This window comes from Streptomyces sp. NPDC020801, assembly GCF_044334385.1.
Lineage (GTDB): Bacteria > Actinomycetota > Actinomycetes > Streptomycetales > Streptomycetaceae > Streptomyces.
Genome location: NZ_JBIRST010000012.1, coordinates 29,760 through 44,176, shown reverse-complemented (window position 1 = coordinate 44,176; position 14,417 = coordinate 29,760). Strand labels below are relative to the sequence as shown.

Here is a 14,417-nt window from a genome sequence, read left to right as displayed (position 1 = left end):
CGTGGGCCTGTAGCGGCGGGCGCTCGGCCGGCTGCCAGGCGGCGCTGAACGGCTTCGGACTGCACGGCCTGGTCCCCCTGGCCCGGGCCGCGGCGGTGCGCGTCTGCACCCCGGGGTCGGTCACCTCGCCCGTCCTGGCCGTCCCCTTCGCCCCTCTGGGCGCGCGGCCGGCTGCGGTACGCCGGTGTCCTGCGACCGGTGCACCCACGGGACATGGCCGTCGGCCTCGGGTTGGCGGGGGCGGCCTCGGTCGTGTCGCACGCGGTGGCGCGCCGCCTGCCCGGCAGGCGGTGACCCCTCGGGCCGGACCCACTTTTGAACGCGTTCAAATGCCGGCGTACGCTGCTGCCATGAGCGACAGAGCCGCCCTGCTCAAGGGCATCCGCGTCTGGCTGGTTGTCTTCGTCGTCTGCCTGGTGCTCAGTGGTGCCACCGCGTTTGCGCTGGTCCATGAACTGCACTGGACCGAGACCCTGTTGCGGTCCCTGTCCGTGCCCGGGCACCTCCCCGCGCTCATGGACTGGATCGAACGCGTACGGCACGGGCTCGACGCCGCCGACGCCGACTACCCGTTCCTGCTCTACGGCACGGACTGGCTCGCCTTCGCCCACCTCGTCATCGCGGTCGCGTTCTACGGCCCGTACCGCGACCCGGTCCGCAACATCTGGGTCGTCGAGTTCGCGATGATCGCCTGCGTGGGCATCGTCCCGCTCGCCCTCGTCTGCGGACCGATCCGCCACATTCCCTTCTGGTGGTCGGTGATCGACATGTCGTTCGGGGTGTTCGGGATCGTCCCCCTGTACGTCGTACGCAGGAAGATCAAGCGACTGGAGGCGCTGACCACCATGCCCGCGCCCCCGGCCGTGGCGGGCGTCAGCGGTTGAACGCCGGATACCCGAAGCGCTGGGCGGTGGGCAGGCCGTCGCCCTTGGCGTCGGTGGAGCTGACGTCGTGGACCAGGGTCCGGGACAGGTCGCGCGTGGCGGTGATCACCGTGGTGTAGCCGGGGCGTGAGCCGGTCCTGCCCCGGATCACCCTGCCGTTCAGCTCGAACCGCTCCAGCGCGGCGGCGTACCGCGCGCCCCGACGACGGATGCTGCGGTCAGGGCAGTGGTACGGGCACGCATCGGCTGCTCCCGAGGATCTTCGAACGGCTGTCGTCGATCATCCTCAGGGCGTACGGTGCTCAGCGGACCGTCGGCGAGGAGGGCACCCGCCCCCGAGCCGTCCCGGAGCAACAGACCGGCGTTCCAGGGGAGTTGTCAGGGGCCGCCCCCTACGGGGCCCCGGGCGGGCCGAGCGTGGTTCGATCGGGCGGGCCGCCGCGGGGGCGCTACGTCCTGCTCCGGTTCCCGCCCCCGGCCGGCTGCCGGCGCAGTGCGCAGAGCAGATCGACGCGGTTGGTCGTGATGGAGTCCGCGCCGATGCCGACGAGACGGCGCAGTGAGCGGCCGGTGTCCGGGGTCCAGACCGAGAGCAGGTAGCCGTCGCGGTGGACGCGGCCCGCCAGGGCGCGGTCCACGAGGCCGAAGCGGTAGTTCAGCCACCTGGGCCGCACCGCGGCCAGCAGACCGGCCCGCGGGGGCGCGAGCGTCGTCCAGGTCAGGGCGATCTCGGCGGACGGGTCGGCCGCACGGACCGCGAGCATCGCCTCCGCGCCCGCGCAGTAGTACACGCGGTCCTGCGCCCCGCACTCGCGGACGGCGCCGACGATCCGCCGCACCGCCCGCGGGGCGGCCGGGCCCGGCAGGTCGATCATCACGCGGCTGCCGTCCGTCGCGGCCAGCGCGTCCACGAGCGTGGGCACCCGGCCCCCGGTCAGGCCGCGCACCTGCGCCGCGGACAGCGACCGCAGCGGCCGGTCGTGCGCCCACAGCCGTTTCAGCGACTCGTCGTGCAGCAGCACCGGCACGCCGTCCCGGGTCAGGCGTACGTCGATCTCGACCGCGTCCGCGCCCTGGCCGAGCGCGGAGCGGAGCGAGTCGAGGGTGTTCTCGCGGAAGCGGTAGGGGTCGCCGCGGTGCGCCACGGCGGTCACGGTCTGCATGGGTTCCATTGTGGCGTGCGGCGGCTGCGGCGGGTCCGTGTGCGGAGGCCGCCGTGGTTCAGGGGGCGAGCCACCGCTCCGTGTAGGTGTCGATCTCCGCCGTGATGCGTGCCTTGCCGGCCTCGTCGAGGAAGGAGGCGTGCACCGCGTTCTTGGCCAGCTCGGCGAGGCCCCGCTCGTCGAGGTCGAGGAGGCGGGCGGCCACGGCGTACTCGTTGTTGAGGTCGGTGCCGAACATCGGCGGGTCGTCGGAGTTGATCGTGACGAGCACTCCGGCCCGGGTGAACTCCCTGACGGGGTGCTCGTCGAGGGCGCGGACGGCCCGGGTGGCGATGTTGGAGGTGGGGCAGACCTCCAGCGCGATCCGGTGCTCGGCCAGATGGGCGAGCAGCCGGGGGTCCTGGGCGGAGCTGGTGCCGTGGCCGATGCGCTCGGCGCGCAGCTCGGTCAGGGCGTCCCACACCGTCTCCGGACCGGTGGTCTCCCCGGCGTGCGGGACCGAGTGCAGTCCGGCGGCGATCGCGCGGTCGAAGTACGGCCTGAACTGCGGCCGCGGTACGCCGATCTCGGGCCCGCCGAGCCCGAACGACACCAGTCCCTCGGGGCGCAGCCGGTCGTCGGTGGCGAGCCGGGCCGTCTCCTCGGCCGACTCCAGCCCGGCCTCACCGGGGATGTCGAAGCACCAGCGCAGCACCGTCCCGAACTCCGCCTCGGCCGCCTTGCGCGCGTCCTCGATCGCGTCCATGAAGGCGCGCTCGTCGATGCCGCGCCGGGTGGAGGAGAACGGGGTGATGGTCAGCTCCGCGTAACGCACCTGCTGGCGGGCCATGTCGCGGGCCACCTCGTAGGTCAGCAGGCGGACGTCCTCCGGGGTGCGGATCAGGTCGACGACGGACAGGTACACCTCGATGAAGTGGGCGAAGTCCGTGAAGGTGAAGTAGTCGGCCAGGGCCTCGGGGTCGGTGGGCACCTTGGAGTCGGGGTGGCGGGCGGCCAGCTCCGAGACGATCCGGGGGGAGGCGGAGCCGACGTGGTGCACGTGCAGTTCGGCCTTGGGCAGTCCGGCGATGAAGGCGTGCGGATCGCGGGGTGCGCGCTGGTCGGTCAAGGTGTCCCTCCCCGGGAACGGCACCGCAGGCCCCGGAGACGAGGCGCGGTGCGGGTGATCGGCTGATCGATGAGCAGAGCCATCGTAGGCGCAGCCTCGCCTGCGTAAGCGGGGGCGTGGGGGCCGGTGGGCAGCCGGTGGGTGGCCGGGGCGCGTTGGCCCGGCGGGTGCGTGGCCGGTGGGTGGCCGGGGGTGCGTTCGCGCGGTGGGGGGCGGTGGGCCCGGACCGGCCGTCGGGGCTGCGGTGACGAGGCCGTAGCATGGCGGAACGGTCGACCGAGGGGGAGCGCGGACATGACGGACGGAACGCAGACGGGCGGGGGCGCCGGAGCCGGCGACAACCCGTGGGCGCCGCCCGAGAGCAGACCCTCTCTGCAGAAGAACCCGCCCGCGCCGCAGCAGCCCCCGGCCGCACCGTACCCGGCGCCCGGGCAGCAGCCCCCGGTCGCACAGGACCAGCAGGCCGCGTTCCAGCAGCCCCCGGTCTCCTCGCCGACCGTGCACGACCAGGTCACCATGACCTCGATGCCGGCCGCGGGCTTCACGCCGCCCGCCGGTTACGGCGGCCCCGGCGCCGAGCCCGCCGTGCCCCCGCCGCCCCTCGCTCCCACCGGCCCGGCCGTCCCCGGTGGATACGGCTACCCCGGCCATCCCGGACCCCCCGGGTACCAGGCCTACGGCTGGCCCGGCATGCCGATGGCCCCGCAGAACGGGATGGGCACCGCCGCGATGGTGCTCGGCATCCTGGCCTGCTGCCTGTTCTGCCTGTACGGCGTGGTCTCGCTGGTGCTCGGCATTCTCGCCGTGGTCTTCGGCGTCAAGGGCCGCCGCAGGGTGGAGCAGGGCGAGGCCAACAACCACGGGCAGGCCCAGGCCGGCCTGGTCATGGGCATCATCGGCATCTTCCTCGGCATCGCCGTGATCGTCCTGATGATCATCGGCATCACGGCCGCCGTCAACGAAGAGCACAGGAGCGACCCCTACTACGGCGCCGCCGTCCCGTCCGCGACCGTCCTCGCCGACCGCTGAGCCCTCCGGCTCGTTGCCGGCCGGGCACGCCCGCCCGGCAACGGCCTGCGTTCTCGGTGTCCTCCGGGACGACCGGGGCCACTACGATGCCTGACTGTCAACGGAGGGGAGACCGATCATGTCCGACACCAATCCCGCACCCGGTGGCTTCGGGCCGCCGTCCCAGCCGCCCCAGCAGCCGGCGCCGGGATATGGGTATCCGCAGCAGCCCGGCCCGGGCTACGGCTATCCGCAGTCGGGTCCGGGCTACCCGGCCGCGCCTCCCGTCGCCTACCCGCAGACCCCCGGCTACGGCATGCCGATGCAGCCGAGCAACGGCATGGGCACCACGGGGCTGGTGCTGGGCATCATCGGCGTGGTCTGCAGCCTGACCTTCTTCCTGTGGTTCTTCGGGGTCATCCTGGGCATCCTCGGGATCATCTTCGGCGCCATCGGCCGTGGGAAGGCCAACCGGGGCGAGGCCACCAACAAGGGCGCCGCGACCGCCGGCCTCGTCTGCGGCATCGTCGCCACCGTGGTGCTGCCGCTGCTGGGCCTGCTGATCTTCGCGAGCTTCATGAGCAGCGCGAGCACTTTCTGACCGACGCCCAAGTCACCGAGGGGGACCGGCTCGCGAGCCGGTCCCCCTCTCATGTGGCCGCGCCGCTTCCGGGCGCCTTCGCGTGCAGCCGCTCCCGCGCCTCCATCAGCGCGAAGCCCAGCAGGTTCGGCCCCCGCCAGCGCTCCGGATCGGCCGCCGCCTCGTCGTCCGCGGCCAGTCCGATGCCCCACACGCGGTCCACCGGACTCGCCTCCACCAGCACCCTCCCCCAGCCTTCGGCCGGGGGGACCCCCATCTCGCTTCGCGCGCCCGTGTCCACCAGGAACGCGCGCAGCTCGGGGTGGGCGGCGAACTTGTGGACGCTGCCCTCGACCACGATCCGGAACCGCTCCCGCGCCCATATGGCGTCGTCGAAGCCGCGCACGAGCCGCCCCGCCTTCTTCGCCTCGGCCGGATGCCCCGCGGCCGGCACCCGCCGCTCCGCCTCCGAGTCCTGGAACAGCCGCGCCTTGCCGGCCATCATCCAGTGCTCCGCGGACGCGTACGTCACCCCGTCCACGGTGAACGGCGCGGGCCACCACTGACTCAGGCAACTCGCGCCCACCCGGCCGTCCGGCCGCGGCCGGTGCCCCCAGAAGTGCAGGTACTTGATCCTCGCCCCCGCGCGGACCTCCCCGATCAGGGCTTCCCAAGAATCGATCTTCCCCATGCACGCGAGTGTGGCACGCACCACTGACAGTCCGTCCCGCCTGCTCCGCGTCGACTCGACACCTGGTCGACAGATTCCGTCGCGTAACCAAAAGGCAACAACGGAATCACTTGTTGGCGGCCCATAGCTCTGTCAGGATCGGCACTCAAATCGAGCTGGAGCTACGCCACCCGCCCCCGTGGAAGCGGGGCGACGGCGGAGGAGAGCGACATGCAGAACCCGGGCACCGCGACCCCGGACCGATTTCCGGCACAGGACCTTTTCGCCGACGGCGCGCAGTACATCGCGGGCCGGCCGGCCAAGGGCACCTCCGGCCGCACGCACGCGGTCGTCGACCCGAGCACGGGCGGGGAGGTCTACACATACGAGCTGGCCGGTCCCGAGGACGTCGACGCCGCGGTCGCCGCCGCGCGCGAGGCGTTCCCGGGCTGGTCGGGCGCCACGCCCGGCGAGCGTTCGGACGCGCTGCACCGCTTCGCCGACGTGCTCGCCGGCCGGGCGGACGACCTCGCCCGCGCCGAGTCCCTGCAGTGCGGCAAGCCGCTGAAGCTGACCCGCGAGTTCGACGTGCCGGGCACCATCGACAACACCGCCTTCTTCGCGGGCGCCGCCCGGCATCTGCAGGGCCAGTCCGCGGGCGAGTACTCCGGCGACCACACCTCGTACCTGCGCCGCGAGCCGATCGGCGTCGTCGGCTCCATCGCCCCCTGGAACTACCCCCTCCAGATGGCCGCCTGGAAGATCCTCCCCGCGATCGCGGCGGGCAACACCATCGTGCTGAAGCCCGCCGAGCTGACCCCGCTGACCTCGCTGATGTTCGCCCGGGCCGCCACCGACGCGGGCATCCCGGACGGCGTGATCAACATCGTCACGGGCTCCGGACGCGAGGCGGGCGAGCGCCTGGTCGGTCACCCCGACGTGGCCATGACCTCCTTCACCGGCTCCACGGCCGTCGGCAGGCGTGTCGCCGAGATCGCCACCGCGACCGTCAAGCGCCTGCACCTGGAACTCGGCGGCAAGGCACCCTTCGTGGTCTTCGACGACGCCGACCTGGAGGCAGCGGTCAACGGCGCGGTCGCGGGCGCGCTCATCAACACCGGGCAGGACTGCACGGCCGCCACGCGCGCGTATGTGCAGCGCCCGCTCTACGAGGAGTTCGTCGCGCGGACGGCCGCCCTCATGCACACCGTCCGGCTCGGCGACCCCTTCGCCCCCGGCACCGACCTCGGTCCCCTGATCTCGCACGCCCAGCGTGACCGGGTGGCCGGTTTCGTCGACCGGGCCCGTGCCTACGCGCGCGTGGTCACCGGCGGCGAGGCCCCGCAGGGGGAGCTGAAGAACGGCGCGTACTACCGGCCCACCCTGATCGCCGACGCCGCGCAGGACAGCGAGATCGTCCAGTCGGAGATCTTCGGCCCGGTCTTGGTCGTGCTGCCGTTCGACGGTGATGATGAAGGGATCCGGCTGGCCAACGACACCCCGTACGGTCTGGCCGCCTCGGCGTGGAGCCGGGACGTCTACCGGGCGAACCGCGCGACCCGTGAGATCAGGGCGGGATGCGTGTGGATCAACGACCACATTCCGATCATCAGCGAGATGCCGCACGGCGGTTACAAGCAGTCCGGCTTCGGCAAGGACATGTCCTCGTACTCGTTCGATGAGTACACGCAGATCAAGCACGTCATGTTCGACAACACGGCGGTGGCCCGCAAGGACTGGCACCGCACGATCTTCGGGGACCGATAGCCCATACCAGGCCCTCGACCGGGCCGCATCCTTCCGAAAGGGCACCACGCGCATGGCAAGTTACGAGCCCGACCGCCTCACTCCGGCCCAGGTGGCCGCCGTGCGGCGCAGCTTCCGCAACGGGCGGGCCGCCCTCACCCGCCGTTCGCTGCTGCGCGCCTCCGCGGGCGGCGCGCTCGCCGTCGGCGGACTCGGGGCGCTGAGCGCCTGCGGAATTCCCGCGGCCGGCAAGACACAGGGCGGCGTCTCCGCCGAGGACCACTCTGCCAAGGAGAAGACGGTCAACTTCTCCAACTGGCCCGAGTACATCGACGTCGACGACAGCGGCAAGCACCGCCCGACGCTGGAGACGTTCACCAGGCGGACCGGCATCCAGGTCAAGTACACCGAGGACATCAACGACAACAACGAGTTCTTCGGGAAGATCAAGCCGCAGCTCGCCGCCGGACAGGACACCGGCCGGGACCTGATCGTCCTCACCGACTGGCTGGCCGCGCGGGTGATCCGCCTGGGCTGGGCCCAGAAACTGGACCCGTCGAACCTGCCGCACGCCTTCGCCAACCTCTCCGACCAGTTCCGCAGCCCTGACTGGGACCCGGGGCGTGCCTACTCCTATCCCTGGCAGGGCATCTCCACGGTCATCGCGTTCAACAAGAAGGCGCTCGACGGCGTCGAGGTGAAGTCGATCTCCGACCTGCTCGACAACCCCAGGCTCAAGGGGCGGGTCGGCTTCCTGTCGGAGATGCGGGACAGCGTCGGCATGACGATGCTCGACATGGGCAAGGACCCGGCGAAGTTCACCGCCGACGACTACGACGCGGTGATCGCCCGGCTGCAGAAGGCCGTCGACAAGGGGCAGATACGCCGCTTCACCGGCAACGACTACACCTCCGACCTCACCAAGGGCGACCTGGCGGCCTGTGTGGCCTGGGGCGGGGACATCGTCCAGTTGCAGGCGGACAGCCCGGACGTCGACTACATCATCCCGGACAGCGGCTACATGACGTCGACCGACAACATGCTGATCCCCAACAAGGCGCGCCACAAGACGAACGCCGAGCGGCTCATCGACTTCTACTACGAGCCCGACCAGGCCGCAGCGCTCGCCGCCTACGTCAACTACGTGTCTCCGGTCGACGGCGTGAAGCCCTACCTCGCGAAGATCGACAAGTCGGCGGCGAACAATCCGCTGATCCTTCCCGACAAGGCCATGGCCGCGAAGTCCCACGCCTTCCGCTCGCTCAGCGAGAAGGAAGACGCGGCCTACGAAGAAAAGTTCGCGAAGCTCACAGGGGCGTGACGAGGATGATGACCACAGACAACAGCGGCGACGTCCGCCTCTCCGGAATCAGCAAGACCTACGGCGCCTTCACCGCCGTGCACCCGCTGGACCTGACCGTGCCGCAGGGCTCCTTCTTCGCCCTGCTCGGCGCCTCCGGCTGCGGCAAGACGACCACCCTGCGCATGATCGCGGGCCTGGAGGAACCTTCCTCCGGCACCGTGCACCTCGGCGACCAGGACGTCACCGCCCTGCCGCCGTACAAACGCCCGGTCAACACGGTCTTCCAGTCCTACGCCCTCTTCCCGCACCTCGACATCTTCGAGAACGTCGCCTTCGGCCTGCGCCGGCGCGGCATCAAGTCGGTCAAGAAGCAGGTCGAGGAGATGCTGGAGCTGGTCCAGCTGGGCGAGCAGGCCCGCAAGAAGCCGCACCAGCTCTCCGGCGGCCAGCAGCAGCGTGTCGCCGTGGCCCGCGCGCTGATCAACCACCCCAAGGTGCTGCTCCTCGACGAGCCGCTCGGCGCCCTGGACCTGAAGCTGCGCCGCCAGATGCAGCTGGAGCTCAAGCGCATCCAGACCGAAGTCGGCATCACCTTCATCCACGTCACGCACGACCAGGAGGAGGCCATGACCATGGCCGACACGGTCGCCGTGATGAACGCCGGCCGCGTCGAGCAGCTCGGCTCGCCCGCCGACCTCTACGAGAACCCGCAGACCACGTTCGTCGCCAACTTCCTCGGCACCTCGAACCTGATCGAGGCCGAGGTCGACTCCAAGGGCGGCGACGAGATCATCCTCAGGGCGGGGGGCGGCAAGCTCTCCCTGCCCGAGGCGCGATGCTCCGCCCCGACGACGACCGGTGGCAAGGTGCTGGTCGGCGTCCGCCCGGAGAAGATCTCCCTCACCCACGCCGACGACGCCGGTGAGATCCCCGAGGGCCGCAACCGCATCACCGGCAGGATCGCCGACTCCAGCTTCATCGGTGTCTCCACGCAGTACGTGATCGACAGCCCGGTCTGCCCCGAGTTCGAGGTCTACGCCCAGAACATCGACCGCGACGCCCGCCTGGTGCCCGGCACCGAGGTGGTCCTGCACTGGGACCCGGCCCACACCTTCGGTCTCGACGCCGCCCAGTCCCTGCTTGCCGGGACAGTTGGCTCCGCCGGCGTGGAGAGCGAAGAGGGGGTGGCCGCCTGATGGCCGCAGTCACCGAGGCGCCGCCACCACCGGCGCCCACCGCCCCCACCGCCGCCAAGCAGAAGGTCCCGCGCAGACGCGGCCGCCTCACGCCGTACTGGCTGCTGCTGCCCGGCATCCTCTGGCTGGTGATCTTCTTCGCCCTGCCGATGATCTACCAGGCGTCCACGTCCGTGCAGACGGGTTCGCTGGAGCACGGCTACAAGGTCACCTGGCACTTCGCGACCTACTGGAACGCGCTGTCGGAGTACTGGCCGCAGTTCCTGCGCTCGGTGCTCTACGCGGCCTCCGCGACCATCCTGTGCCTGCTGCTCGGCTATCCGCTCGCCTACCTGATCGCCTTCCGTGCGGGCCGCTGGCGGAACCTGATCATGATCCTGGTGATCGCGCCGTTCTTCACCAGCTTCCTGATCCGCACCCTGGCCTGGAAGACGATCCTCGCCGACGGTGGCCCGGTCGTCGGCGCCCTGAACGCGCTGCACGTCCTGGACGTCACCAACTGGCTCGGCTGGACCGCCGGAGACCGGGTGCTCGCCACGCCGCTCGCGGTGGTGTGCGGTCTGACGTACAACTTCCTGCCGTTCATGATCCTGCCGCTGTACACGTCGCTGGAGCGCATCGACGGCCGGCTGCACGAGGCGGCGGGCGACCTGTACGCCAAACCCTGGACCACCTTCCGCAAGGTGACCTTCCCGCTGTCGATGCCGGGCGTGGTCTCCGGCACACTGCTGACCTTCATCCCGGCGGCCGGCGACTACGTCAACGCCGAACTCCTCGGCTCCACGGACACCCGCATGATCGGCAATGTCATCCAGACGCAGTTCCTGCGGATTCTGGACTATCCGACGGCGGCGGCGCTGTCCTTCATCCTCATGGCCGCGATTCTCCTCATGGTCACGGTCTACATCCGCAGGTCCGGGACGGAGGATCTGGTCTAAATGCCCTTCGTCAACTGGCTCAAGCGCCATCTCGTCGTCATCGCGGGACTGCTGACACTCGCCTATCTGCTGCTGCCGAACGTCGTCGTCACGGTGTTCTCCTTCAACAAACCGAAGGGGCGCTTCAACTACGAATGGCAGCATTTCTCCACGGACGCCTGGAAGGACCCGTGCGGCGTCGCCGACATGTGCGGCTCGCTGTCCATCAGCCTCCAGATCGCCGTGTGGGCGACGGTCGGCGCCACACTCCTCGGCACCATGATCGCCTTCGCGCTGGTCCGCTACCGCTTCCGCGCGCGGGCCGCCGTGAACTCGCTGATCTTCCTGCCGATGGCCATGCCCGAGGTCGTCATGGCGGCCTCGCTGCTCACGCTGTTCCTCAACATGGGCGCCCAGCTGGGCTTCTGGACGATCCTGATCGCGCACATCATGTTCTGCCTCAGCTTCGTGGTCGTCGCGGTCAAGGCCCGGGTGATGTCGATGGACCCGAGGCTCGAGGAGGCGGCACGGGACCTGTACGCCAGTCCCGTGCAGACCTTCCTCCGGGTCACCCTGCCCATCGCGGCACCCGGAATCGCCGCGGGCGCGCTGCTGTCCTTCGCGCTCTCCTTCGACGACTTCATCATCACCAACTTCAACGCGGGCTCGACCGTCACCTTCCCCATGTTCGTGTGGGGTTCGGCGCAGCGTGGAACGCCCGTTCAGATCAATGTCATCGGCACGACGATGTTCCTCGTCGCCGTGCTGTTCGTCCTGACTTCGATGGTCATCACCAACCGCCGTACCAAGCAGAAGGCATGACCGGAACAACCCGGAACAACCCTGTGGGGAGTTGAAATCATGGCCCCGAGCGCCATGAGCCGCAGCAACGACTGGACGAAGTCCCTTTCCGAGGTCCAGCCGGTCCCGTACTGGCTGGACGACCCCGGCCGGCCCCGCCCCGAGCCCGCGCTCACCGGCACCGAGAGCTGCGACCTGCTGGTCGTGGGCGGCGGCTACAGCGGGCTGTGGACCGCGCTGATCGCCAAGGAGCGCGATCCGGAGAGGGACGTGGTGCTGGTGGAGGGCCGCGAGGTGGGCTGGGCCGCCTCCGGCCGCAACGGCGGCTTCTGCGCCGCCTCCCTCACCCACGGCCTGGCCAACGGCCTCACCCGCTGGCCAGGCGAGATCCACAAGCTGGAGGAACTGGGCGCCCGCAACCTCGACGCCATCGAGGAGGCGGTCGCCCGCCACGCGATCGACTGCGAGTTCGAGCGCACCGGCGAGATCGACGTGGCCACCGAGCCGTATCAGGCCAGGGAGCTGGAGGACTGGTACGCGGAACTGGAGCGCCGGGGCCTGGCCGCGGGCACCGAGTTCCTCGACCGGGACGCCGTACGGGAACAGGTCGCCTCACCCACCTTCGAGGCCGGTCTCCTCGACCGCAGGGGCGTCGCCATGGTCCACCCGGCCAAGCTCGCCTGGGGCCTGAAGCAGGCATGTCTGCGGCTCGGCGTCCGCATCCACGAGCACACCCCCGCCCTCACCCTCAAGCCCCACGCCGCCGGCATGGCGGTGCGCACCCCCTACGGCCGGATCCGCGCCCGCCGGGTCGCGCTCGGCACCAACGTCTTCCCGAACCTGGTCCGGCGGGTCCGCCCGTACACCGTCCCGGTCTACGACTACGCCCTGATGACCGAGCCGCTCACGGACGGGCAGATGGCCTCCATCGGCTGGAAGAACCGCCAGGGCCTCGGGGACTCGGCCAACCAGTTCCACTACTTCCGGCTGTCCGCCGACAACCGCATCCTGTGGGGCGGCTACGACGCCGTCTACCCCTACGGCGGCCGGGTGCGCGCCGAGTACGACGACCGCCCCGAGACGTACGCCAAGCTCGCCGGGCACTTCTTCACCTGCTTCCCGCAATTGGAGGGCGTCCGCTTCACACACGCCTGGGGCGGGGCGATCGACACCTGCTCGCGCTTCTCGGCGTTCTTCGGCACCGCCCACCGGGGGAGGGTGGCGTACGCGGCCGGTTACACGGGCCTGGGCGTCGGCGCGACCCGATTCGGGGCTGAGGTGATGCTCGACCTGCTGGCGGGGGAGCGCACCGAGCGGACCGAGCTGGAGATGGTCCGCAAGAAGCCGCTGCCCTTCCCGCCCGAGCCGTTCGCCTGGACCGGTATCGCCCTCACCAAGTGGTCGCTGGCGCGGGCGGACGCGCACGACGGCCGGCGCAACCTGTGGCTGAAGGCGATGGACCGGCTGGGCCTGGGCTTCGACAGCTGACCCGGCAGGGGATGCGGCGGACTGTGGGCGGTTCCGGGCGCACGGTGAGCCGGTTCACTCCAACGAGCGCCCGTAATCCGCGTAATGCCTGACGGGATGCCTCCCTCTCCCCCGTGACGCGACCCGCGTCCACGACAGAGAGGGAGGGCTTGTCATGACTGGCACTGGGGCCAGGACCGCGGTCGAGTGGCTGGCATCCGTCGCACCGGATCCCGGGGCCTGTCGCCGGGAGTGGGAACGCAACCCCCGAGGGGTCGCCCTGCTGCCCGCCGGCAGGGCCTGGGACGTACTGATCCTGCCGGGGCGGCTCGGCTACCCCACGCTCGACGTCCTGACCCGCGTCCTCGACCGACCCGGTCCGGTGCTCGCCGACTTCGGTGACGAGCGCGTGGGTTTCCTGGTACCGCCGGGCACGGCCGCCCGCTGGCTCGGCACCGGCATCCGCGGCGCCGGCCTCGGCACCTGGATCGTCGTGCCGTACCCCGGCCGCACCAGCGGCGAAGTGCGCTGGCTGGTCCCGCCGGACGGCTCGGGCACCCTCACCGACCCGGCGCTGCTGGAACTGGCGATGCACGAGGCGGCGGCGGGGCCGGCGGCGCGGGAGGACCGCTGAAGCCGGAGCGGCCGTGCGGCGCCCATGCTCCTGACCGGCTTCCCGGTCGGCGGGGACACGTCGAACGTCTTCCCGCCCCTCCGCCCCGAGTTGGTGGCGATCGGCATGCCGGCCTCCACCAACGCGGGGAACGGCCATGTGGCGCCCACGGAGGTCACCAAGGCCCTCGACTGCCTGACCAGGAGGACCGGTTGCGGCTCGTGCACCACCCACGGCACCTGGCCGGCCCTGCGCGGCCTGATGACCTGGTCGATCAACTGGGACCGGTTCGGGGGCCGGGAGTTCCGGAAGAGCTTCGGCGCGTACTTCGGCTGAGGACCCTCAGTAGCAGGAAGAGCAGCGAAAGCAGCACGGCGCACAGGCACCAGCTGGCCACGACGTCCAGTGGCCAGTGGTATCCGCGCCGCACGAGGCCGAACGACACACCGAGCACAAGCACGAGGCAGGCGGCGACGGCCACCCGGCGGGCGAGGGCCGTACGCAGCCACGGAAGGAGGACCAGCGTCCCGGAACCGTAGGCGATCGCGGCGGTGGCCGTGTGCCCCGAGGGGTAGTACCCGACACCGGGCGGCATGACGGCGGTCCCGTGCCGCGCGGTCCACTCCTTGAGCGGTACGACGAACGCCGGCAGCACCGCCATCGGCGCGGCCGCCGCCAGGGGCGGCAGCCACCACCGGTCCACACCGGTGGCACGCCCCCGCCAGGCCACGTACCCGAGCACGACCACGAGGACCGGGACCGCGACCTGGGCACTGCCGAGCCCGGCGAGCAGTTCGGAGGCCCGGTCCGGGTGGAGCAGGTCGTGGCTGACGCCCCGGTCCGCGCGCAGCAGGGGCCCGTCGGCCACGACCTGCCAGGTGATCAGCGCGAAGAGGACGCCCGGCAGCCCGATGAGAAGGGCGCCGAGACGGGCCCACCGTCCGGGAACGGCTGCGGCCCT

General features: G+C 71.0%; 15 protein-coding genes and 2 pseudogenes. 12 read left to right on the top strand and 5 right to left on the bottom strand.

The window, feature by feature from the left end:
- Positions 1–11: 11 nt before the first annotated feature.
- Both ACH4UM_RS24400 and ACH4UM_RS24395 read left to right on the top strand, forming a co-directional pair.
- A pseudogene (locus tag ACH4UM_RS24400) lies at positions 12–294 on the top strand (HXXEE domain-containing protein); the annotation flags it as partial.
- A 56-nt stretch (positions 295–350) separates the two neighbouring features.
- Positions 351–884, top strand: coding sequence for a hypothetical protein (locus ACH4UM_RS24395; protein ID WP_398183030.1), 534 nt, complete (start codon positions 351–353; stop codon positions 882–884).
- Here the strand turns inward: ACH4UM_RS24395 and ACH4UM_RS24390 are convergent.
- The 3 genes from ACH4UM_RS24390 to ACH4UM_RS24380 all read right to left on the bottom strand — a co-directional run bounded on the left by ACH4UM_RS24390 (position 874) and on the right by ACH4UM_RS24380 (position 3,155).
- The gene (locus tag ACH4UM_RS24390) at positions 874–1,035 is read right to left on the bottom strand and encodes a hypothetical protein (protein ID WP_398183027.1); all 162 of its coding nucleotides are present in this window, start codon (positions 1,033–1,035) and stop codon (positions 874–876) included. The two genes, ACH4UM_RS24395 and ACH4UM_RS24390, sit on opposite strands and share 11 nt — an antisense overlap.
- A gap of 298 nt (positions 1,036–1,333) precedes the next feature.
- Complete coding sequence (locus ACH4UM_RS24385) at positions 1,334–2,047, bottom strand: glycerophosphodiester phosphodiesterase (protein ID WP_398183025.1); 714 nt, start codon at positions 2,045–2,047, stop codon at positions 1,334–1,336.
- Positions 2,048–2,105: 58 nt separating this feature from the next.
- The gene (locus ACH4UM_RS24380) at positions 2,106–3,155 is read right to left on the bottom strand and encodes an adenosine deaminase (protein ID WP_398183022.1); all 1,050 of its coding nucleotides are present in this window, start codon (positions 3,153–3,155) and stop codon (positions 2,106–2,108) included.
- A 294-nt stretch (positions 3,156–3,449) separates the two neighbouring features.
- Between ACH4UM_RS24380 and ACH4UM_RS24375 the strand changes: the two genes are divergently transcribed.
- Positions 3,450–4,184, top strand: a complete 735-nt coding sequence (locus ACH4UM_RS24375) for a DUF4190 domain-containing protein (protein WP_398183020.1) — start codon at positions 3,450–3,452, stop codon at positions 4,182–4,184.
- A 118-nt stretch (positions 4,185–4,302) separates the two neighbouring features.
- A complete protein-coding gene (locus tag ACH4UM_RS24370) occupies positions 4,303–4,764 on the top strand; it encodes a DUF4190 domain-containing protein (RefSeq protein ID WP_398183017.1) in 462 nt (153 codons plus the stop codon).
- A gap of 49 nt (positions 4,765–4,813) precedes the next feature.
- On the opposite strand, the gene ACH4UM_RS24365 is transcribed toward ACH4UM_RS24370, so the two are convergent.
- Positions 4,814–5,434 (bottom strand): NADAR family protein, encoded by a 621-nt coding sequence (locus ACH4UM_RS24365; protein ID WP_398183015.1) that lies wholly within the window; start codon positions 5,432–5,434, stop codon positions 4,814–4,816.
- A gap of 210 nt (positions 5,435–5,644) precedes the next feature.
- Between ACH4UM_RS24365 and ACH4UM_RS24360 the strand changes: the two genes are divergently transcribed.
- The 8 genes and pseudogenes from ACH4UM_RS24360 to ACH4UM_RS24325 all read left to right on the top strand — a co-directional run.
- Positions 5,645–7,180, top strand: coding sequence for a gamma-aminobutyraldehyde dehydrogenase (locus tag ACH4UM_RS24360; protein ID WP_398183012.1), 1,536 nt, complete (start codon positions 5,645–5,647; stop codon positions 7,178–7,180).
- 52 nt (positions 7,181–7,232) lie between these two features.
- The gene (locus ACH4UM_RS24355) at positions 7,233–8,480 is read left to right on the top strand and encodes a PotD/PotF family extracellular solute-binding protein (RefSeq protein WP_398183010.1); all 1,248 of its coding nucleotides are present in this window, start codon (positions 7,233–7,235) and stop codon (positions 8,478–8,480) included.
- Positions 8,481–8,488: 8 nt separating this feature from the next.
- Positions 8,489–9,658, top strand: a complete 1,170-nt coding sequence (locus tag ACH4UM_RS24350; RefSeq protein ID WP_398183573.1) for an ABC transporter ATP-binding protein — start codon at positions 8,489–8,491, stop codon at positions 9,656–9,658.
- Positions 9,658–10,596, top strand: coding sequence for an ABC transporter permease (locus ACH4UM_RS24345; RefSeq protein WP_398183007.1), 939 nt, complete (start codon positions 9,658–9,660; stop codon positions 10,594–10,596). Before ACH4UM_RS24350 ends, ACH4UM_RS24345 begins: the two co-directional genes overlap by 1 nt.
- Positions 10,597–11,397: an ABC transporter permease gene (locus ACH4UM_RS24340; protein WP_398183004.1), complete on the top strand. Its 801-nt coding sequence runs from the start codon at positions 10,597–10,599 to the stop codon at positions 11,395–11,397.
- A 39-nt stretch (positions 11,398–11,436) separates the two neighbouring features.
- Positions 11,437–12,864 carry an NAD(P)/FAD-dependent oxidoreductase gene (locus ACH4UM_RS24335; RefSeq protein ID WP_398183001.1) on the top strand — a complete coding sequence of 476 codons (1,428 nt, stop codon included), beginning with the start codon at positions 11,437–11,439 and terminating at the stop codon, positions 12,862–12,864.
- 154 nt (positions 12,865–13,018) lie between these two features.
- A complete protein-coding gene (locus ACH4UM_RS24330; protein ID WP_398182998.1) occupies positions 13,019–13,477 on the top strand; it encodes a hypothetical protein in 459 nt (152 codons plus the stop codon).
- Between the two features lie 24 nt (positions 13,478–13,501).
- Positions 13,502–13,792: pseudogene (locus ACH4UM_RS24325) on the top strand (chitinase); the annotation flags it as partial.
- Here ACH4UM_RS24325 and ACH4UM_RS24320 read toward each other — a convergent pair.
- The gene (locus ACH4UM_RS24320) at positions 13,731–14,369 is read right to left on the bottom strand and encodes a phosphatase PAP2 family protein (protein ID WP_398183570.1); all 639 of its coding nucleotides are present in this window, start codon (positions 14,367–14,369) and stop codon (positions 13,731–13,733) included. The pseudogene ACH4UM_RS24325 and the gene ACH4UM_RS24320 sit on opposite strands and share 62 nt — an antisense overlap.
- Positions 14,370–14,417: the final 48 nt, after the last annotated feature.